At 65.8% G+C, this 19,989-nt stretch carries 14 protein-coding genes; 4 read left to right on the top strand and 10 right to left on the bottom strand.

Going from position 1 to position 19,989, the window contains the following annotated elements; translation table 11 throughout:
* The first annotated feature begins 2 nt into the window (after window positions 1–2).
* Together AZKH_RS16935 and AZKH_RS16940 are read left to right on the top strand one after the other, a co-directional pair.
* Window positions 3–782 (top strand): enoyl-CoA hydratase, encoded by a 780-nt coding sequence (locus AZKH_RS16935; protein ID WP_041656327.1) that lies wholly within the window; start codon window positions 3–5, stop codon window positions 780–782.
* A gap of 157 nt (window positions 783–939) precedes the next feature.
* Complete coding sequence (locus AZKH_RS16940; protein WP_015437014.1) at window positions 940–3,015, top strand: ATP-binding protein; 2,076 nt, start codon at window positions 940–942, stop codon at window positions 3,013–3,015.
* Between the two features lie 18 nt (window positions 3,016–3,033).
* On the opposite strand, the gene AZKH_RS16945 is transcribed toward AZKH_RS16940, so the two are convergent.
* Genes AZKH_RS16945 through AZKH_RS16975 form a run of 7 tightly spaced genes read right to left on the bottom strand, consistent with a single transcriptional unit; the run spans window position 3,034 to window position 12,973 of the window.
* Entirely contained in the window at window positions 3,034–6,006 is a 2,973-nt protein-coding gene (locus AZKH_RS16945; RefSeq protein WP_015437015.1) for an EAL domain-containing protein, read from the bottom strand.
* Between the two features lie 39 nt (window positions 6,007–6,045).
* Window positions 6,046–6,942 carry an ATP-binding protein gene (locus AZKH_RS16950; protein ID WP_015437016.1) on the bottom strand — a complete coding sequence of 299 codons (897 nt, stop codon included), beginning with the start codon at window positions 6,940–6,942 and terminating at the stop codon, window positions 6,046–6,048.
* Between the two features lie 12 nt (window positions 6,943–6,954).
* Entirely contained in the window at window positions 6,955–9,192 is a 2,238-nt protein-coding gene (locus AZKH_RS16955) for an ATPase, T2SS/T4P/T4SS family (protein ID WP_015437017.1), read from the bottom strand.
* Window positions 9,193–9,198: 6 nt separating this feature from the next.
* Window positions 9,199–10,386, bottom strand: a complete 1,188-nt coding sequence (locus AZKH_RS16960; protein WP_015437018.1) for a sensor histidine kinase — start codon at window positions 10,384–10,386, stop codon at window positions 9,199–9,201.
* Window positions 10,383–11,036, bottom strand: coding sequence for an ATP/GTP-binding protein (locus AZKH_RS16965; protein WP_015437019.1), 654 nt, complete (start codon window positions 11,034–11,036; stop codon window positions 10,383–10,385). Before AZKH_RS16965 ends, AZKH_RS16960 begins: the two co-directional genes overlap by 4 nt.
* A complete protein-coding gene (locus AZKH_RS16970; protein WP_015437020.1) occupies window positions 11,036–11,617 on the bottom strand; it encodes a response regulator in 582 nt (193 codons plus the stop codon). The genes AZKH_RS16965 and AZKH_RS16970 overlap by 1 nt, the downstream gene beginning before the upstream one ends.
* An 18-nt stretch (window positions 11,618–11,635) precedes the next feature.
* Complete coding sequence (locus AZKH_RS16975) at window positions 11,636–12,973, bottom strand: HD domain-containing phosphohydrolase (RefSeq protein WP_015437021.1); 1,338 nt, start codon at window positions 12,971–12,973, stop codon at window positions 11,636–11,638.
* A 526-nt stretch (window positions 12,974–13,499) separates the two neighbouring features.
* Here AZKH_RS16975 and AZKH_RS27915 point away from each other — a divergent pair.
* Together AZKH_RS27915 and AZKH_RS16985 are read left to right on the top strand one after the other, a co-directional pair.
* Entirely contained in the window at window positions 13,500–15,254 is a 1,755-nt protein-coding gene (locus tag AZKH_RS27915; RefSeq protein ID WP_015437022.1) for a calcium-binding protein, read from the top strand.
* A 232-nt stretch (window positions 15,255–15,486) separates the two neighbouring features.
* Window positions 15,487–17,349: a potassium transporter Kup gene (locus AZKH_RS16985; protein ID WP_015437023.1), complete on the top strand. Its 1,863-nt coding sequence runs from the start codon at window positions 15,487–15,489 to the stop codon at window positions 17,347–17,349.
* 9 nt (window positions 17,350–17,358) lie between these two features.
* On the opposite strand, the gene AZKH_RS16990 is transcribed toward AZKH_RS16985, so the two are convergent.
* The 3 genes from AZKH_RS16990 to AZKH_RS17000 are packed head-to-tail and all read right to left on the bottom strand — an operon-like array spanning window position 17,359 to window position 19,962.
* The gene (locus AZKH_RS16990; RefSeq protein WP_015437024.1) at window positions 17,359–18,765 is read right to left on the bottom strand and encodes a cell wall metabolism sensor histidine kinase WalK; all 1,407 of its coding nucleotides are present in this window, start codon (window positions 18,763–18,765) and stop codon (window positions 17,359–17,361) included.
* Window positions 18,755–19,447 carry a response regulator transcription factor gene (locus AZKH_RS16995; protein WP_015437025.1) on the bottom strand — a complete coding sequence of 231 codons (693 nt, stop codon included), beginning with the start codon at window positions 19,445–19,447 and terminating at the stop codon, window positions 18,755–18,757. The genes AZKH_RS16990 and AZKH_RS16995 overlap by 11 nt, the downstream gene beginning before the upstream one ends.
* Window positions 19,444–19,962, bottom strand: a complete 519-nt coding sequence (locus AZKH_RS17000) for a DUF6491 family protein (RefSeq protein WP_369795067.1) — start codon at window positions 19,960–19,962, stop codon at window positions 19,444–19,446. Before AZKH_RS17000 ends, AZKH_RS16995 begins: the two co-directional genes overlap by 4 nt.
* Between the last annotated feature and the right edge of the window lie 27 nt (window positions 19,963–19,989).

Below are 19,989 nucleotides of genomic sequence, written 5' to 3' on the forward strand. Positions count from 1 at the left end.
GCATGACTACGACCAACGTCATCCTGACCGAGACGCACGACCGCGTCGCACTGATCCGCCTCAACCGCCCGCAGGTCTTCAACGCTCTCAACGATGAGGTGATGGACGCCCTCGGCGCCGCGCTCGACGCCTACTCCGCCGACGACAGCATCGCCTGCGTCGTCATCACCGGCAACGACAAGGCCTTCGCCGCCGGGGCCGACATTGCGGCGATGAAGTACTGGAGCTACATGGACGTCTACAAGACGGACTTCATCACCCGCAACTGGGAACGCCTCAAGAGCTTCCGCAAACCGGTGATCGCTGCCGTCTCCGGCCTCGCGCTCGGCGGCGGCTGCGAGCTCGCGATGATGTGCGACATCGTCTACGCCGCGACCGACGCGCGCTTCGCGCTGCCGGAGGTCAAGCTCGCCACCGTCCCCGGCTGCGGCGGCACACAGCGCTTGCCGCGCGCCGTCGGCAAGGCGAAGGCGATGGAGATGTGCCTCACCGGCCGCATGATGGACGCGGCCGAAGCCGAGCGCAGCGGCCTCGTGTCGCGCACTTTCCCCGCCGAGCAGTTGCTCGAGGAAGCGCTCGCCACCGCAAGACTGATCTCCGGCTACTCGCTGCCCGTCCTGATGATGATGAAGGAAGCCGTCAATCGCGCCTTCGAGGCTCCGCTCAGCGAGGGACTGCTCTTCGAACGACGCACGCTGCATGCCTCCTTCGCTCTGGAGGACCAGAAGGAAGGGATGGCGGCCTTCACCGAAAAGCGTCAGCCCGCGTTCGGCCACCGTTAAGTACGTTGTCAATTCTGCCGGTCGCTGCAGCCCGCCACCGTATGCTAGCGACCTAAACGACAACGGGCGCCGCGAAGTGCACAATCTATGCTTTTAGTCATAGCGTAGAACATCAGGGATCGCTTACCATGCGTCATCGTTACGCGGCGATCCGATAGTGAGCAAATACAGCATCCGCAGGCGTCTAGGCCTCCAGGCGCTCTTCACCGGCGCGGTCATGCTGTGCCTCGCACTCGCGTTCGTCTGGTCGCAGCGTGAGACCGACCGGGCGCTCGAACACATCTTCCGCGATGAACTGGCGCCGGCTGCTGAGTTGCGGCAGATGGACTCGCTGTTACAGGCGATCCACGTACGGATGCAGTCCGTCCTTCTCACGCAGGCATCGTCACTCGGCGCACTCGAGCTTCTGCGCAAGGAGCGCAGCCTGTTGCAGGAATCCTGGTCCAACTTCCGCCGCGATCATCGGAACTGGCTCGAAGATCCCAACGAGGACCGGCTCATCGACGACGTCGAGGACGCATTGCCGGCGTTGTGGCAGTTTCTCGACGCGACCGAAGCCGCGTACCGGATCTATGATCCCGTGCAGCTGACGCAACTGGTCGACACCGACTGGTACCAGTTGCAGCAGGCGCTGATCTTCAACCTGCGTACGCTGCTGGAATTCCAGGAACGCCATGCCCATGCGGCCACGGTCGCTCTCGACGAGTCGATCCGCAAGACACGCATCGTCGTCGGCTCGCTGCTGGTCGGCGGCCTGCTGTTCCTCGGCATCTTCTCGATCCGACTCGGCCGCTACATCATGCGGCGCATCGTCGACATCGAAGAGACGCTGGAAGCGATCGCCGGCGGCAACCAGACCGTGACCGTCCCTTACCGCGACGGCGAAACCGAGATGGCGCGGATCGCAACGGCCATCAACCGCACCGTCGCCCAGATCGCGGACGACCGTGCCGCAATCGATCGCCTCAGGCACCGCCAGCAGGCGATCCTCGAATCGGCGGCCGAGGGCATCTACGGCATCGACGTGCGCGGCGAGATCATCTTCATGAACCAGGCCGCGCTCGCGATGCTCGGTTACGAGGAGATCGACATCCTCGGGCGCCCGTCCCACGATCTGCTGCATCACCACCACGCCGACGGCAGCCCTTACCCGATCGCCGAATGTGCGATCGCCCGCGCCCGGCGCGACGGGCGAATCATCCATCGCGACGACGAAGTCTTCTTTCGCCGCAACGGCGAGAGCTTTCCGGTCGAATACACGGCCGCGCCACTCGTCGATAGCGACCAGTCGGTCGGCGGCGTCGTGGTGTTCCGCGACGTCACGAAACGCCGTGAGCAGGAGAGCTTGCTGCGCGAAACGATCGTCCAGCTGCGGGAAACCAACGCCCGCCTCGCCGACACGCAGATGCAACTCGTGCAGACCGAGAAGCTCGTCGGCCTCGGCGGGCTTGCGGCCGGCGTCGCCCACGAGATCAACAACCCGATCGGCTTCGTCAGCTCCAATTTCGCGGTGCTCGCCAACTACGTGCAGGATCTGTTGGAGCTGATCGAGCGCTACGAAGCGCTGCTGGCGGACACGTCCGACCTACAGACACAGACCGTCGTCCGGCGCCTGCATGACGAGGCCGACATCGATTTCGTGCGCGAGGACGCGCAGGCCCTGATCGCGGAGACACGCGACGGCCTGCAACGCGTGATCCGCATCGTCGCCGACCTGCGCGAATTCTCGCGCGTCGACGCCTCCACCGACTGGGGCACTGTCGATATCCATCAGGCCATCGAGATGACGCTGCGCGTCGTTGCCCCGACCCTCGCGGGCAAGGCGACGGTCGTGCGCGAAGAGGCTGCGCTGCCGTCGATACGCGGCAACGCGGCACAGCTCAATCAGGTCCTGATGAACCTGCTGCTCAACGCCGCGCATGCGATCGAGCAGCAGGGCAAGATCACGATCCGCAGCTCCCGCTCGGACGATGAAATCTGCATCGAAGTCGAGGACGACGGCTGCGGCATGGCGCCGAACGTGCGCGAGCGGATGTTCGACCCCTTCTACACCACCCGCCCGGTGGGACAAGGCACCGGCCTGGGCCTGTCGGTCGCCTACAGCATCGCGCGAGCGCATGGCGGGCGCTTCGAAGTCGACAGCGTAGCCGGACAGGGTACGGCGGTACGCCTGTGGCTGCCACTGGCGGCCGAACCGCATACCGCTCCGCAGATCACCGAGATCGCGCCATAAGGGCGCAGACCGGGGGTATTACTCCGCCGCCGCACCGGGCATCCTGCCGTTCGCATTCGGCTGGACCACGGCTTCGTAATAGCTGAAGGCATCGCGCAGGTGGCCGCGCAGCACCTCGTCGTCCCAGGGCTTGGTCAGGAACTTGTAGAGCGCGCCGCTATTGACCGCCTGCATGATCGACTCGAGTTCGGTATAGCCCGACAGCACGATCCGGACCGTCTCCGGGTGCAGCACCTTCACTCGGGAGAGGAACTCCGTGCCGTTCATTTCGGGCATGCGCTGGTCGGACAGGATCACCTGCACCGGTTGGCTCGCGAGGATCTCCAGGCCCTCGCGCGCGCTCCCCGCGGTGAGCACCCGATAGCCTTCACCGCGCAGCAGCCGCCGGATCGCCGACAAGATGTTCGGCTCGTCGTCGACCACCAGCAAGGTGCGCGTCACGGACAACTGCGCCATTCCGGGCAGCGCCTTGTCCTGGCGCAACTGCTCGCAGAACTCGTCCGCCGTCACCGGCTTGCTGAACAGGTAGCCCTGCATCTTGTCGCAGCGGTTCTTGCGCAGATAGCCGAGCTGCGGCTCGGTCTCGACGCCTTCGGCCACGACCTCGATGCCCATGCGGTGCGCGAGCCCGATCACGGAGGTCGCGATGATCGCCGAACTCGGATCGGACACGATGTCGGTGACGAAGGAGCGGTCGATCTTCAGCTGATCGATCGGAAAACGGCTCAAGTAGCCGAGGCTCGAATACCCGGTTCCGAAGTCGTCCAGCGACAGCCGCACGCCGAGGCGCTTCAGGGCCACGAGGTGCTGCACGGCCTCTTCCGGCCGTTCCATCAGGATGCTCTCGGTCAGTTCGAGCATCAGGCGCCCCGGTTCGACTTCATGGCGCTTGAGGGCCGCCGCGACCGTCCCTTCGAGGTCGCCGCTGCGGAACTGCCGCGCGGACACGTTGACCGCGACGTTGACGTGCACCATCCCGTCATCCATCCAGGCGCGCAACTGCCGACAAGCCTCGTCGACGACCCAGGCGCCGATCGGCACGATCAAGCCGCAGCGCTCGGCCAGCGGAATGAACTTCAGCGGCGGCACCAGGCCCAGTCCCGGGCGTTCCCATCGGATCAGGGCTTCGGCGCCGCTGATGCGGCCGGTAACGAGGTCGACCTTCGGCTGGTAATACAGCACGAATTCACCGCGTTCCAGCGCGCGGCGCAATGCGACTTCCAGCTCCAGCGTGGTCAGCGCCTGACTGTTGAGCTCGCCGGTGTAATAGCTCAGCTGTCCGCCGCCCATCTCCTTCGCACGGTGGGCGGCGGTGTTCGCCTTGTCGAGCAGCACCTGCGCGGTATCGCCGTCCTCGGGACACACGCTGATCCCTACGCTGGAACTCACGTAGGCCTCGCGCGCCCCCGGCAGCGTGAAGGGCTCATCGAGCAGCGTCTGCAGCTCGCGCGCCATGCGCTCGGCGTCGCGAAAATCCGCCAGCCCCTCCATCACGACGACGAACTGGTCGCCGACGAGGCGCGCGAGCGTATCCTCGCTGCGCAGCCGGCTGCGCAGCCGCTCGGCGACCGCCTGCAGCACCGCGTCGCCGGCCGAGTGGCCGAGGCTGTCGTTGATGGTCTTGAACCGGTCGAGATCGAAAACCATCACCGCGACCCCGTGCCCCAGCCCATGCCGGCGCGCGCGCTCGAGCGCATGTTCGAGCCGTACTTCGAGCAGCACGCGGTTCGGCAGGTCGGTGAGCAGGTCGAAATGCGCGAGGTGGCGCAGCTTTTCCTCGCTGTGCTTGAGCTGCGACAAATCACTGGCGAGGGCGACATAGTGGCTCGGGTCGCCGGCCTCGTCGCGCACCGTGTGGATCGACAACCACTGGGGGAACACTTCGCCGTCCTTGCGCCGGTTCCACACTTCGCCCTCCCAGAAACCGACTGTCTTGATGCTCTCCCACATCGTGCGGAAGAAGGCCGGCTCCTGGCGTCCGGAGCGCAGGATGTTCGGGTTCTGCCCCAGCGCTTCGGCCTCGGTGTACCCGGTCAGGCGCGTAAAGGCCGGATTGACGGCAAGGATGCGCGGCGTCAGGTCGGTGATGATGACCGCCTCGCGGCTGCTTTCGAGCGCAACGCCATACAGGCGCAGCCGCTCGCCGAGTTCCTGTTCCCGCACATGCTCGCGCTGCAGCAGGACCTCCTGATGCACCTTTTCGAGGACCGCCGGCAGGCGGTCGAGATAGGTTTCGTTCTTCTCGAGATACTCGCTCACACCCAGGCGCTTCGCGGCGAACACCAAGTCCTCATCGTCCTGCTCGCTGACGAGCACGACCGGAACGTCGAGGCTACGCTCGATGCGCACGACCTTCATGACCTCGAACGCGTCCTCGCCCGCGAGCCGGTCGTCGAGCAGGACCACGTCGCAGGGCAAGACCCCGTCAGGCGAGACGGGCAGCCGCGCCAGCACCTCAACTCCGCTGGCGACCACGTCGAGCGTGATCTGCGGCGCATGCCGGGCCAGGTGGCGGCGCACCCGGTCGACGTGGATCTCGTTCTGCTCGGCAAACAGCACGCGCACCGGATGGCGATGAATTGTACGGCGCGCGCGCTGGCGAGCCGCGGCAGCGGCGAGGCTCGGCCCCAGGCGATCGACGTAGCGGCCGCGCTTGGAGACATAATCGTCGGCGCCGGCCTTGAGCGCCGCCAGCGCCGTTGTCTGGTCACCCGAAGCCGTCAGCATCACGACCGGCAAGTGCAGATCGCGCTCATGGATGTCCGCCAGCAGCTCGAAGCCGCTGCCGTCGGGCAGCTGCAGATCGACAAGCACGACGTCGTAGTCCCGAGCCTTCTCCGCCAGCCGGCCACGCGCCTCGGCCACCGTTCCGACAATGTCGAGCCGCAGCCCCGGCAACTGGCGCTCCAGCGCACGTCGCACGAGGTCGGCATCGAGCGCGTTGTCCTCAACATAGAGCACGCGCAACGAAGGGCTCGGATGCTCGGTCATGATATTTAAATACCTTCTTCTTGTTCGGGATGGCAGAGACTAACCGCCATTTTCCGGCAATCCGGCGATCGGCAGGACCAATCGGAACGTCGTTCCCTCCCCGACGGTGCTGGATACCTCCAGCTTGCCGCCATGCCGCTGGACGATATCGCGCGAAATCGACAGTCCGAGTCCGGTGCCCTTCCCCACCGGCTTGGTCGTGAAGAAGGGGTCGAAGATCCGCGCTTGAACCTCGGGCGGAATACCCTTGCCGGTATCGCTGATTTCAACCCACGCGCACACCTCGTCCGCACCGGTGCGCAGCGTGATCCGTCCCATCGTCTCGATGGCCTGGGCGGCGTTCGACAGCAGGTTCATGAACACCTGGTTGATCTGCGCCGGGACGCAATTGACGAGCGGCAGGTCGCCGAACTCGCGGATCACCTCGGCCTTGTACTTGATCTCGTTGCGGATCACGTTGAGCGTGCTTTCGAGTCCGCGATGCAGGTCGGCCTCCTGACGGTGGCCGTCGTCGACGCGCGAGAAGTCCTTCAGATCGTTGATGATCTCCTTGACGCGCGTGAGCCCGTCGAGCGATTCGGTCAGGAGGTCCGGGATGTCCTGCCGCAGGTAGTCGAACTCGGCCGCGGCGCGCGCGTCGGCGATTTCGATCCGCGCAGGATGGTCCGACTGCAGCGCGGATTCGATCTTCTCGTAGGCAGCGATCACGGCGAACACGCGATCGATGTAGGTCCTCAGCGAACCGAGGTTCGAGCTGATGAAACCGACCGGATTATTGATCTCGTGCGCCACGCCGGCAGCGATCTGCCCCACGGCGGCCATCTTTTCCAGCTGCAGGAGCCGACTTTCCGCCTGCGCGAGACGTTCGCGCAGCTCTTGCACCTCGTCGCCGGCACCGTCGCCTTCAATGGTCGATTGACGGTTCAATGCGTCCATTTCCCCTTTCTCCTATTCCGGTTCCGGGCCGAGCACGCGCAGCACTTCACCAAGCGTCGTGTCGCCCCGCGTGACCTTCGTCCAGGCGTCGTCCCACAATGATTCATGACCGGTGGAGCGGGCGTGGGCGAGGAGCTCTTTCAAGCTTGCGCCGCGCGCGATCAGATCGCGCATCAGTTCGTCAGGCAGCAGGATTTCGTACAGGCCGAGTCGGCCGCGATAACCGGTGCCGTCGCACTCCGCGCAGCCCGCGCCCACGAATCCCGACGGCGGCGCGTTGCGGAAGCGCGGACCGAGGCGCGTGGCCTGCGCCGGGTCGGGCGCGACCTCCTGCCTGCAGTGACGGCAGATGCGCCGCACCAGGCGCTGGGCGATCACGCCTTCGAGGGCGCTCGCGATGATGAACGGCTTCATCCCGAGGTCGAGCAGCCGGGCGATCGTCGCCATCGCCGAATTGGTATGCAGCGTCGACAGCACCTGGTGCCCGGTCAGCGCCGCGTGGAAGGCGACTTCGGCCGTCTCGTAGTCGCGGATCTCGCCAATCAGCAGCACGTCGGGGTCCTGCCGCAGGATCGCGCGCAGCACCGCCGGGAAGGTCAGGCCGATCTTTTCCTTCACCAGCACCTGACCCGCGCTGTCGAGGTAGTACTCGACCGGGTCCTCGATCGTGATGTAGTTCTTGGCAGGGCTCGCGTTGGCCTGCAGCAGCGAATACAGGGTCGTGGTCTTGCCGCTGCCGGTGGGTCCTGTCGCAAGCAACAGGCCTTGTGGCTTGTCGACCATCACACGCACCTTCGCGAGTCCGGTTTCGCCGAAACCGAGCCCGGCGAGACTCAGCACGGACGCATTGCGGTCGAGGATGCGCATCACGACCTTTTCGCCGTTGATCGTCGGCAGCGTGGAGATGCGCAGGTCGACGATGCGCATCGGCGATTTCACGGTCAGGCGGCCGTCCTGCGGACGGCGGCGCTCCGAGATGTCGAGCTCGGCCATGATCTTGAGCCGCGACACCAGCGGGCTGTGCAGCGCGTGCGGGATCTGGATCTTGTCCTGCAGCACCCCGTCGATGCGCAGGCGCACGACGACGTTCTTGGTGCGCGGCTGGATGTGGATGTCGGACGCGCCCAGGCGCATCGCCTCGAGGATGATCGCGTTGGCGAGACGGATCGCCGGCGGCTCGTTGGTCGATGCGAGGAGTTCGTCGAGCGGGACCGTGTCCTCGTCCTCGATGACGATCTCGATGCCCTCATAGGGGTCGGCAGTGCCGGCGATCGTCTGCAGCTCGCGGAAATCCACGCCCTCGCCGGTGCCGTACACCTCCTTGATCTTCGCGCGGATCGCCTCGATGTCCGCCATCACCACCTTGAGGTCGAGGCCCGCGGTGAAGCGCACGTCGTCGATCAAGCCGGCGTCCATCGGGTCGGCGACCGCGAGCATCAGCCGCCGGCCTTCGAGCTTCAGCGGAATCACCAGCTGACGCTCACAGAAACCGCGCGGAATCAGCTCCGCGACCGCCGCATCGACACGGAATTCCCCGAGCGACACCTCCTCGACCAGCAACTCCTCGCGCAGGATCTTGCGCAGCGGCTTCTCGGTGACCCAGCCGCGCTCGAACAGCAGCTTGACCATCGGCTCCTTGTGGATGCCCTGCAGCCTCGTCAGCTCCTGCAACTGGTTGCTGGTGATCAGGTTCTTCTTGTGCAGCATCATCCCGAGCTGGCTGCGGTTCGATACCGCGAGCCGCGACAGCGCGGAGATTTCCTTCGACTTCTTTGCGTTCTCCTGGCTCAGCACGCGGTTCTTCTGGACGAGATCGAACTGCTCCAGCGCGAGCGACACCGTCACCCGCAGATCGTCGTCGTTCCACGGCTTGAGGATGAACTTGTAGACCGCCCCCTCGTTGATCGCGCCCATCACCGCGCCCGTGTCGGCATGCCCCGTGAGCATGATGCGGATCGTATCCGGGTAGAGCGATTTGACCTTCTTCAGCAACTCGGCGCCGTTCATGCCCGGCATCATGTAGTCGCTGATGATCACGTGCGCCGGCGCCTCCTGCAGGCGCGCCAACGCTTCGCTGCCGTTGCCGGCGGTCACCACCTCGTAGGCCTCGGAGCGGAAAGTCCGAGTCAGGGCCTTCAGGATCGACGGTTCGTCATCGACGATCAGCAGCCGATACCGCGTCGGCGTCGACTCCGCGGTTTCCGCGGCGGGCGCGCTCTGACCGGTGAAGAAGGCGGCGTAGTTCGTCATGGCCACTCAGAGGGGAAGCTTGATGGTGACGGAAGTGCCGCCATGCGGCGGGCAGATCAGCGACACCGAGCCGCCGTGCGCGAGCACGATGTCGCGCGCGACGGTCAGACCGAGACCGGTGCCGCTGCCGACCTCGCGCGTCGTGAAGAAGGGATCGAATACGCGCTGCTGGACGTCGGGCGGAATCCCCGGCCCGGTGTCCGCGATCTCCACCGTGATCGCCTCGCCGACGCTGCGCGTGCGCACCGCCACCTCTCCGCCGCCCGCAACCGCCTGCAGCGCGTTCTGCAGAATGTTGAAGAAGGCCTGGTTGAGGTGTCCGGGCAGGCAGAGCAGGCGCGGCAGCGGCTGCAGATCGGGGATCACGGTAACCCCAGCCGGCTTCTGCCCCTCGATCACCGCCAGCAGCGATTCGAGCTGCAGGTTGAGGTCGACCATCTGTTCCTCGGGCTGATCCACGCTCGAAAAGCCCTTCAGGTCCCGCACGATGCGCGCGATGCGTTCGATGCCGCCGCGCGAATCGTGCAATAGCTCGCCGAAATCCTCGAACACGAAATCCAGGTCGCGCACTTTCCACGCTTCGGCAGGGATCACGTCGCGCAAATCCGCGAGGCCGGCGAGGTAGCGTTCGGCCGACGACAGGTTGCTGCTGATGAAGCCGAGCGGATTGTTGATCTCGTGCGCGACGCCGGCCGCGAGCTGCCCGATCGACGCGAGACGCTCGGCCTGGTAGAGCTGGCGCTGGCGCTCGTCGATGATCTTGATCTGCTCCTTCACCTGCGCATCGAGCGTCGCCGCGAGCTCGCGATATTTCGTCTCGGATGCCTTCAAGGCCTCGTTCTGCTGCTGCAGCTTGGCGTAATCGGCGCGCACCGCCTCGAGGTGCAGGTCCGACACCATGCGCACCCGCGCCCGCGACACCAGCCCCCAGCGCACGAGGCGGGCCGCTTCCTTGAGCTTTTCCTGCGCACACGCGGCTGCGAGGTAGCCGATCGGTTCGAGTTCGAGGATCAGCGGCGCGCGCTCGGCGTCCGACGGCGGGACGGTGCTGCCGAAGGGGGCGCCGGCGGCGTCGAGCAGTGCCACCGGGCAGTCGAGCAGATTGCCCAGTGCGCGACAGAGTTCGTCGGCATCGCGTAGCCCCAGCAACTCGCCGAGCGTGAAGTCGCGGTCGAAGCCGTTCGCGTCGCTCATGACGGCAGTCCTCCGGCGGCGGTGACGAAGCGCTCCTCGGTCAGGCCATGCTCTCCGGCCAGATCCAGCTCCTCCGCATAACGTTGCCAGACGCCGTGCAGCAGCGCGCTGAAGGTCTCGCGCACGCCGCTCCCTTCGGTCGCCGTCGCGAAGAACAGCGGCCATGGCGCCCCGGCGTACCGTTCGCGGACTTCATCCTCGGACAGGATGTCGGGCAGGTCGCGCTTGTTGAACTGCACGACGAGCGGCAGGTGTTGCAGGTCGAGCCCGACGCGCCCCACGTTCTCGGCGAGGTTCTGGAAGGATTCGCCGTTGTTGGTCGCCTGCAGGCGCTGGGAGTCGGCGACGAACACGATGCCGTCGGCGCGAGACAGCACCGCCTTGCGCGTACCGTCGTGCGCGACCTGGCCGGGGACGGTGAACAGCCGGAAGCGGATCGTCAGGCCCGAGGCCGCGCGAAACCCGAGCGGCAGCAGGTCGAAGAACAGCGTCCGGTCGTGCTGGGTTTCGAGCGTCATCAGCTCCCCTTTCATCTGCGCGTCCGCGATGTCGTGCAAACACATCAGGTTGGTCGTCTTCCCGCCTTGCGCCGGCCCGTAATACACCAGCTTGAAGGTGAGCCGATTGGCCTCCCGCTCCAATTCGGGCATCAGATCTTCCCCAGGTCGCCGTCGTCGAGCAGGGACTCGTCGATCATCACCGAGCCGTCCGGCCCCCAGATCACGCTGGTGATGCCCGGTTCCTGGGCTTCGAGGCGCTTGCGCTCGATTTCCTCGGGCGAGACCTGGCCCATCGACAGCCGCGCCAGGTCGGCAAGGCGCTGGTTTTCCATCGTGAGCTCACGCAGCGCGAGCGCCTGCCCGATCGCCGAGAGCAGCTCGTAGTCGTTCCACGGCTTGGACAGGAAGCGGTTGATGCCCGCGTCGTTGATCGCACCGATCAGGCCGTTGAGGTCGGCATAGCCCGACAGGATCAGGCGCGCGCACTCGGGCTGCAGCTCGCGAAACGCCTTGAGGAAGGCGACGCCGTCCATGCGCGGCATCCGGTAATCGGACAGCACCAGGTCGTAGGCCGTATGGCGGGCCTTCTCCAGCGCGGCCTCGGGCGAGGCGAAACAGTCCACGGTGAGCTTGTAGGTCTTGTCGCCGACCGTACAAGGCGTCAGGGTCAGCAGGCGGCGCAGCGCCTTCAGGATGGATTCTTCGTCATCGACGATCAGTATGCGGTTCATACGCCTCCCGAACCTCTATCAGGACGAGCCCGGACCAGCGCCAGGACCCATACGTTTGTCGTTACGGATGTGCAGACTCAGGGATACCCCTTCGCGCCGGGCATAATCCTGGATCTGCTTCACGAGACTGGCATCGAGAATGTAGTCGCCCGCCAGCAGCAACACGCCGTCGCGGCCGACCAGGTCGCGCGCGAGGACCATCCCTGGCTGAAGGTCGGCGGCCCGCACTTCGAGGTCCCGGCCGGTCTCCTGCTTCGGTCGCCCGAGCAGCTCCAGGAAGGCATCGACGACCTGCGGGTCGTAACGCTTGCCGCGCGACTGGGCGATCATCGCCTTCGCCTCGTCCGGGCTCATGCGCTTGCCCGCCAGCGTGCCGTTCTGCAGCCCGTCGTAATCGCTGGCGACGGCCAGAATCCTGGCGCCGAGCGGAATGCCCAGCCCGACCAGTCCGTCCGGGAAACCCTGCCCATCGAAGCGCTCATGATGCGAGCGTACGAGGCGCGCGGCCTCCTTCAACTCGTCGAGCGGCATCAACGCGGATTCGCCGACCAGCGGGTGCTTGCGATACAGCCCCAGTTCCTCGCCGGTCATTTTCACGACCGGCCGCGCCAGCATCGCGTCGGGGAAGCCGATCTTACCGATGTCGTGCAGCAGCGCCGCGAGGAAGATGTCCTGCTGTCCCTTGGTGTCGAGCTCGAAATGGATCGCGAGCTTGCGTGCGAGATCCGCAACGCGCCGCGAATGGCCCGCAATGACCCCGCCGCGCAATTCGATCAAGCCCGTGAACATCTTGATCGAGATGAGGAAATTCTGTTTGAGCTTGTCGTTGGCGAGGTTGAGGAAGCTGTTGACCTGCTCGAGTTCGGCGGTGCGTTCGCGCACCTTCTGCTCGAGGTTCGCATTGAGCTCGCGCAGGGCCTCGTTCTGCTCCTGAGTCAGGGCCAGCAGCCGCGCGTTCTCCTCCCGCAGCCGGCGGTGCTCCAGTGCATCGCCGATGATCTGCAGCAGTTCGTCGTCGTCCCAGGGCTTGGCGATGTAGCGGTAGATCTGGCCGCGGTTGATCGCGGCGATCGTGGACGTGATGTCCGCATAGCCCGTCAGCAGCAGCCGTGTGACGCCGGGCCAGCGCTGGCGCACCTGTTCGAGAAACTGCGCGCCGTCCATTTCCGGCATGCGCATGTCGGAGATGACAAGGTCGATCTTCTCGCGTTCGAGCACTTCCAGACCGGCGCGGCCGCTGTCGGCAAGGTGGATCGTATGGCCCGTCGGACGGAGCAGGCGCCGCAACGCGGAAAGGATTCCCGCCTCGTCATCGACCAGGAGAAGCGTAGCGGGCGGATGGGCCGTTTCGTTCATGATTCCTCATGCGGCTGTGTCGTCACCATGACAGCGGAGGCCTTCGGCAGTGTGATTCCCCGGATGCCGCACCGGCCCTTGGGGAGCGACCCGAGACATGACATCCGATCCAGATATTACTCCTTTGACAAGTCACGGGGATACCGTCGAACGGGCTACTGTCGCCATTCATCGACTGTCGCGAGGAAAGCGGGCGCGGGCGCGCTTGGCATAGCGAGTTTGAGCGTTCCCGACGGCAAAGAATCCCCGGTACCCCCGTTAGCCCAGAACGCCCACTGCGTCCTTGGTCGACAGCAGGCGAATATGTAACGGACGCTTACATCGACGGGATTCCACTACCAGTTATGGGGGAGTAAAATTTTCACGTGGGAAAACAACCCACATACAAATCAACCTCAGACAATGCGCGCGACGCCTGTCGCCCCGGTCACCGGCGGCAGATCAGGTCGGCCAGCGATCGGACACCTCGCACTACAATTGCGGACACCGGTCGGAACGATCAACAACATTCAACGGGAGCCGCAACATGGCAAGCATCACCACCAGTCTGAACCACAATCAGGTCGAAGACCTGGTTGGCGACATCAGCGCCGCCCAACTCGTTTCCGCCTCCACGACCGACCTGACCTACGCGCTCACCTACTCCGGCGACGACCAGCCGCATGCGAGCACGCTGCACGTCAGCGGCAGCTTCACGCTCTCTGGCAGCAATGTGACCGGCGGAACGGTCTCCAGCTTCGATTTCCTGAGCGGAACCGGTGCGTCGCTGCTGCTCGTCGGCGGCGTGTCGCTTGACTTCTCGCAGGCGAGCGGCCTGCTGAGCAATCCCGACACCTTCGGAGACTTCGTCGAGCACCTCGGCGAGGCGAATGATGACGATCTCGAGATCGGCGACGACGGCGACGACGACATGCACGGCGGCCAAGGCGACGACGACATGCTCGGCGGCGGCGGCGACGATCACATGCACGGAGGTCAGGGCAACGACCACGTCTCGGGCGGCGACGGCGACGACGACCTCTCAGGCGGCCTGGGCGACGATCACCTCGACGGCGGACATGGCAGCCACGACAGCGTGTCCTTTGATTCCGCGAAAAAGATCGTCGTCGACCTCTCGGCCGGAACGGCCAAGGGCGAAGGCAATGACACCCTCGTCGGCATCGAGGACGTCGCCGGTACGCACGGCAGCGACGTGATCGTCGGCGACGCGAACGCGAATGAACTGCTCGGCGACGGCGGCAACGACAAGCTGACCGGCCTGGACGGCGACGACCACCTCGTCGGCGACGACGGCAACGACAAGCTCGATGGCGGCGACGGCAACGACATCCTCGAAGCCGGCCGCGGCAACGACCACCTCGACGGCGGCAACGGCAGCGACATCCTCGACGGCGGCGACGGCAACGACAAGCTCAGCGGCGGCGCAGGTGACGACGACATCGACGGCGGCAACGGCAACGACAACATCAGCACCGGGGACGGCCTGAACATCGTCCTGGCCGGCGCGGGCAACGACAAGGTCCTCGGCGGCAACGACGCCGACAACATTAGCGGCGGCGACGGCAACGACACGATCATGACCGCAGGCGGCGACGACCTGATCGACGGCGGCGCGGGCAAGGACAATATCAAGGCCGGCGACGGCAACGACCGCATCGACGGCGGCGACGGCGACGACAAGATGGCCGGCGGCGCGGGCGACGACACGTACTTCGTGTCGAGCGCCAAGGACAAGATCATGGAGATGGCGGGCGAAGGCAACGACACGGTCGTCTCGTCCGCCTCGTTCAGCCTGGCGAAGCTCGCCAACGTCGAGAACATCGAGCTCACGGGCATTGCGAATGTCGACGCCACCGGCAACACCGCGGACAACATCCTCACCGGCAACGACGGCAACAATGCCCTCGACGGCGGTGCGGGCAACGACGTCCTGATCGGCGGCGCCGGTGCCGACACGCTCACGGGCGGCGCGGGCAACGACACCTTCATCTTCGACAACCTCGCCGTCGGCGGCGTCGACACGGTCAAGGACTTCACGCACGGCAGCGACGTGCTCGCCCTCGATGCGGACGTGTTCACGGCGCTCGCGGGCAGCGTGGACCTCAACGCCAATGTCGCCATCGGCACGGCGGCGGCCGACGCCAACGACTTCCTCGTGTTCGACAGCACGACCGGCGCGCTGTACTACGACCAGGACGGCAACGGCGCCGGCGCCGCGGTGCAGATCGCCACACTGACGGGCGTGACGACGGTCAACGGCTCGGACTTCACGATCGTCTAAGCACGCTCCGTCCGCTCTCCGCACGCGACGCCCCCGCAGCCTGGCTGCGGGGGCGTCTTTCTTTATTGGTCCGGGCGTGGCAGCGACGCCACGGTTTTCCGACCGCCCATTGCGCACCGCACAACAAGCACTCTGCAACGGCACCGACTTCGAGTAACCTTCGCGCTAGCCGAATTTTCGCGGCGCGAAGGCCTCCCGAAGAACAAATCAGCCTCACCCCGTTAGGTGCCTCATGCACGCCCGTCAAGCCCTACCGGCGCTCGTCGTCAGCGCCATCGGCGTCGTTTTCGGTGACATCGGAACGAGCCCCCTTTACGCCCTGAAGGAAATCTTCAGCGGCCATCACCCCATTCCAGTGACGCCGGAGAACATCCTCGGGGTGCTGTCGCTGGTGTTCTGGTCGATCATGATGCTGGTGTCGATCAAGTACGTCGCGGTGATCATGCGTGCGGACAACCGAGGCGAAGGCGGCTCGCTCGCGCTGCTCGCGCTGATCACCGAGCGCGCGAAAAACGCCGGCATGGCACGCGTCGTCACATTGCTCGGGATCTTCGCCGCCGCCCTTTTCTACGGCGACAGCATGATCACGCCGGCGATCTCGGTGCTCTCCGCGGTCGAGGGCCTGGAGCTCATCACGCCGGCACTCGAAAGCTACGTGCTGCCGCTGACCGCCATCGTGCTGACCGCGCTGTTCTTCGTGCAGAAGCGCGGCACCGGCGCTGTCGGCATGTACTTCGGACCGATCATGATCGTCTGGTTCGCCGTGCTCGGCACCTTCGGAGTCCTCGAAATCGCCGAAAACCCGCAGGTGCTGCTCGCGATCAACCCGCTCTATGCGATCCGTTTTGTCGCGACCCATCCCTGGCTCGCCTTTCTCGCGCTCGGCTCGGTCGTTCTCGCGGTGACCGGCGGCGAAGCGCTGTACACGGACATGGGCCACTTCGGCCGCCGCCCGATCCGCTACGCGTGGTTCGGCTTCGTCCTCCCCGCGCTGGTCCTCAACTACTTCGGCCAGGGCGCGCTGCTGCTCAACAACCCGGAAGCGATCGAAAGCCCCTTCTACCATCTCGCCCCCGACTGGGCGCTGGTCCCGCTCGTCGTGCTTGCAACACTGGCCACCGTGATCGCGTCGCAGGCGGTGATCTCGGGCGCATTCTCGGTCGCACGCCAGGCCGTCCAGATGGGCCTGCTGCCGCGCATGCTGATCGTGCATACCTCGGGCGCCTCGGAAGGCCAGATCTACGTGCCCTTCACCAACTGGACGCTCTACTTCGCCGTGATGGCGCTGGTGCTCGGGTTCAAGAATTCGTCCAACCTCGCCGCCGCTTACGGCATCGCCGTGACCGGCACGATGATGATCGACACGGTGCTGATCGCCTTCGTGATGCTGCTGCTGTGGCGCTGGAATGCGCTGCTCGTCGCGCTCGTCGCCGGTGGCATGTTCCTGATCGACCTCGCCTTCTTTTCCGCCAACGCGATCAAGATCCCCGAAGGCGGCTGGTTCCCGATCGCGGCGGGCCTCGTGTCCTTCACGGTGCTCACCACCTGGCGGCAGGGGCGGCGGCTGCTCGGCCAGGAGATCTCAAAGCTCAGCATCCCGATGGACGCGTTCCTCGAATCGGTCGGCAAGGACGTGCTGCGCGTTTCGGGCACGGCGGTGTTCATGACCAGCACGAAAGAAGGCGTCCCCTCCGCGCTGCTGCATAACCTCAAGCACAACCAGATCCTGCACGAGCGCGTCGTGCTCGTGACGGTGCAGACCACCGATTCACCGACCGTGAATGAGCTGGACCGCCTCTACCTGCATCCGATGGGCAAAGGCTTCTTCCGCCTGATCGTGCGCTACGGCTTCATGGAAGATCCGGACATTCCCAGCGCGCTCGCGCAATGCAAGCGCTTCGGCGAATCCTTCGACATGATGGAGACCTCGTTCTACCTGTCGCGCGAAACCATCGTGCCAACGTCGGGACACGGCATGGTCGGCTGGCGGGCGCGCCTCTTCGCAACGATGTCGAAGAACGCCACGAGCGCCACCGACTTCTTCAAGATCCCGAGCAACCGCGTCGTCGAGCTCGGCACGCAACTCGTGATCTGACCGCGCCGGTCAGGCGAGTTCGGTCGGACGCACGGCCACTGCCTCCCCGGCCGCGGGCAGCACGACTTCCACCGCCAGGCCCGGCCACGCATGCTGGGCCGACGCGCTGCCGCCATGAGCCTCGGCGATCCCCTTCACGAGCGCCAAGCCGACGCCGGCACCGTCCGGTGCACTGCGGCTCGCATCGGCTCGATAGAAGCGCTCGAAAAGCCTCGGCAGATCCGAATCAGCGACTCCATTGCCATGGTCGCGCACCCGCAGGACAACCTGCCGTGTCGCGTCCGTACCGACGCTGACCTCGATCGTCCCCGCGCCGTACTTGAGCGCGTTCTCGATCAGGTTCTGCAGCACCTGGAACAAGAGGTCCGGGTCGCCCCGCACCGCCGCCGGCCCGCAGCGACCGACGAGTTCGCGCCCTTGGGCGTCGGCCACCGGCTCGTACAGGTCGATCGCGTCGTGCACGATCGCGGAGAGGTCCACTTCCTGCATCTTCGGCCCGTGCGCGCCGGCCTCGATGCGCGCGAGGCTCAGCAACGCGGCGAAGGTCCGCAGCAGCTCGTCGGTATGCGCGCCCAGTTGTTTGAGTCGTGCCCGAAACCTGGGATCGGTGTCCCCCTCCTCGCTCGCCTGGTCGACGGCCTGGCGCAGCGCAATCAGCGGGCGCCGCATGTCGTGCGCGATCGCGGAAGAAACGTGTTTGGCGGCGTCGACGAGCCTTTCGATCTCGTCAAAGGCGGTATTGAAGCGCCGTGCAAGCACGTCGAGTTCGTCATCGCGCGGACTCAGGCTCAGACGTTGCGACAGGTGCCCCTCCTGGATCCGGCCCGCTTCGAGCGCGAGCCGTTCGAGGCGGCGATGCAGGTGCTGCATGAAGAACCACCCGATCACGCCGGCGACGAGGATGATCAGCACTGCCGAGCCCCACATCCGCCACGCCATGCGCTGCTGGAAGGATTCGAGCGGCGAGTGCCGGCCGACGAGCAGACGGTCTCCGCCGTACAGGAGGAACACCTGCCCCTCGAGAATGCTGCCGTCGGCCTCGCGCACATGGAACCAGCTCTCGTCCGCCACGCGGGCACCGGCCGGCCACTCCGGCAGGTTGCCGATCACGGGCTTGCCATCGCGGTCGGTGAGCAGGTAGACCGCGTCCTGGTCGGCCGCCGCATCGATGCGCCGCTGCAGCACCTCGCGCAGGCCGGGCAGCCCGCGTTCGTGGTAATGCTCTTCGAGGCCGCTGATCTCGAGCGCGATGGCCGCACGCACTTCATCGCGGATATGCCCTTCGGCTTCGCGGAACAAGGGGTAGAACAAGGCCCCGACGATCAGCGCGATCGCCGCCGGCAGGACCACGGCAAAGCGATGGAAGGGGCTGTTGAGCCAGGCGCGCAGACGCGCGCCGAGCGGCCTAGGCGGCATCGGCACCAAGCCGGTAACCGGCGCCGCGTACCGTGTGGATCAGCGGAGGCAGCCCGGGCAGGTCGATCTTCGCGCGCAGGTTCGAGATGTGCACGTCGATCACGTTCGTCTGCGGGTCGAAATGGTAATTCCATACCGCTTCGAGCAGCATCGCCCGCGTGACGACCTGGTCCGAATGGCGCAGCAGGAATTCCAGCAGCTGGAACTCCTTCGGTTTCAGCTCGATGCGCCGGCCGCCCCGCGACACGCCGCGGCGCAGGAGATCCATTTCGAGATCGGCCACGACCAGCCGCGTGCGCTCGGCGCTCTCGCGCGCCGCGGGCGTGCCACGCCGCTGCAAGGCTTCGAGCCGGGCAAGCAGCTCGATCAACGAAAACGGTTTGACGAGGTAATCGTCGCCCCCGGCCCGCAGGCCCGCGACGCGATCATCGACCTCGCCCAGCGCACTGAGGATCACGACCGGCGTCGTGATGTCCGACGCTCGCAGCGTACGCAATACCGTCAGGCCATCGACGCGCGGCAGCATCCGGTCGAGCACCAGCGCGTCGTAGGTTTCAGTGGTGGCGAGAAACAGCCCCTCGCGTCCGTCGCCGGCGACGTCGACCGTGTGGCCGCCCTCCTGCAATCCCTTGCAGATGTAACGGGCCTGCTGCGGATCGTCTTCGACGAGGAGTATTTTCATCGGGGCTTGCGTTGCGGCGGGGCTTCCTGGATGAGGCGGATGGCGTTCGCCGCGGCGGGAGTGATCGAACTGGCTCGCAGTTTATTCCGGTCGGCCCGCACAAGGCTATCGATCACGCACGCGCCGGACGGAAACTGCAGGCGGTCGCGACCGGGCACGAGGTGCGAGTCGCGCAGAGCGAGCGCAGTGGGAATCGACTGATCCTGCTCACGGCAGTCGCCGCGCACCTTCAGTACGTAAGGCTCATCGACACCGAGCCAGATGATCGCGGTACGCGGTTCGAGAGATCGCCAGCCGTAGATGCGGAACACGCGGACCGAGCGCATCGGTGCGGCATTCGGGGCTGCGAAGGGTACCGCGACAGGGGAGACGGGGGAAGGAGCGTTCCCTCCCGACGCTTGCGCACCGGCCGCGATGGCGACGGCTGCCATCGATAAGCAGGCCGTCAGGGCGCAAAGGCGCATCCGGACGGCGACCGCAGCTCGCGACCACGACGATTGGAAGAACGGGGCCATGTTGGGTTCCCGTGGTCCACGTCAGGC

The sequence above is a fragment of the Azoarcus sp. KH32C genome (assembly GCF_000349945.1).
In the GTDB taxonomy this organism is placed as follows: Bacteria; Pseudomonadota; Gammaproteobacteria; order Burkholderiales; family Rhodocyclaceae; genus Aromatoleum.

Excerpts from the sequence above, each read along its gene's own strand:
- AZKH_RS16935 (WP_041656327.1), top strand. The coding sequence starts at position 3 with ATGACTACGACCAACGTCATCCTGACCGAGACGCACGACCGCGTCGCA.
- AZKH_RS16945 (WP_015437015.1), bottom strand. The coding sequence starts at position 6,006 with ATGACCGAGCATCCGAGCCCTTCGTTGCGCGTGCTCTATGTTGAGGAC.
- AZKH_RS16950 (WP_015437016.1), bottom strand. The coding sequence starts at position 6,942 with ATGGACGCATTGAACCGTCAATCGACCATTGAAGGCGACGGTGCCGGC.
- AZKH_RS16955 (WP_015437017.1), bottom strand. The coding sequence starts at position 9,192 with ATGACGAACTACGCCGCCTTCTTCACCGGTCAGAGCGCGCCCGCCGCG.
- AZKH_RS16960 (WP_015437018.1), bottom strand. The coding sequence starts at position 10,386 with ATGAGCGACGCGAACGGCTTCGACCGCGACTTCACGCTCGGCGAGTTG.
- AZKH_RS16965 (WP_015437019.1), bottom strand. The coding sequence starts at position 11,036 with ATGCCCGAATTGGAGCGGGAGGCCAATCGGCTCACCTTCAAGCTGGTG.
- AZKH_RS16970 (WP_015437020.1), bottom strand. The coding sequence starts at position 11,617 with ATGAACCGCATACTGATCGTCGATGACGAAGAATCCATCCTGAAGGCG.
- AZKH_RS16975 (WP_015437021.1), bottom strand. The coding sequence starts at position 12,973 with ATGAACGAAACGGCCCATCCGCCCGCTACGCTTCTCCTGGTCGATGAC.
- AZKH_RS27915 (WP_015437022.1), top strand. The coding sequence starts at position 13,500 with ATGGCAAGCATCACCACCAGTCTGAACCACAATCAGGTCGAAGACCTG.
- AZKH_RS16985 (WP_015437023.1), top strand. The coding sequence starts at position 15,487 with ATGCACGCCCGTCAAGCCCTACCGGCGCTCGTCGTCAGCGCCATCGGC.
- AZKH_RS16990 (WP_015437024.1), bottom strand. The coding sequence starts at position 18,765 with ATGCCGCCTAGGCCGCTCGGCGCGCGTCTGCGCGCCTGGCTCAACAGC.
- AZKH_RS16995 (WP_015437025.1), bottom strand. The coding sequence starts at position 19,447 with ATGAAAATACTCCTCGTCGAAGACGATCCGCAGCAGGCCCGTTACATC.
- AZKH_RS17000 (WP_369795067.1), bottom strand. The coding sequence starts at position 19,962 with ATGGCCCCGTTCTTCCAATCGTCGTGGTCGCGAGCTGCGGTCGCCGTC.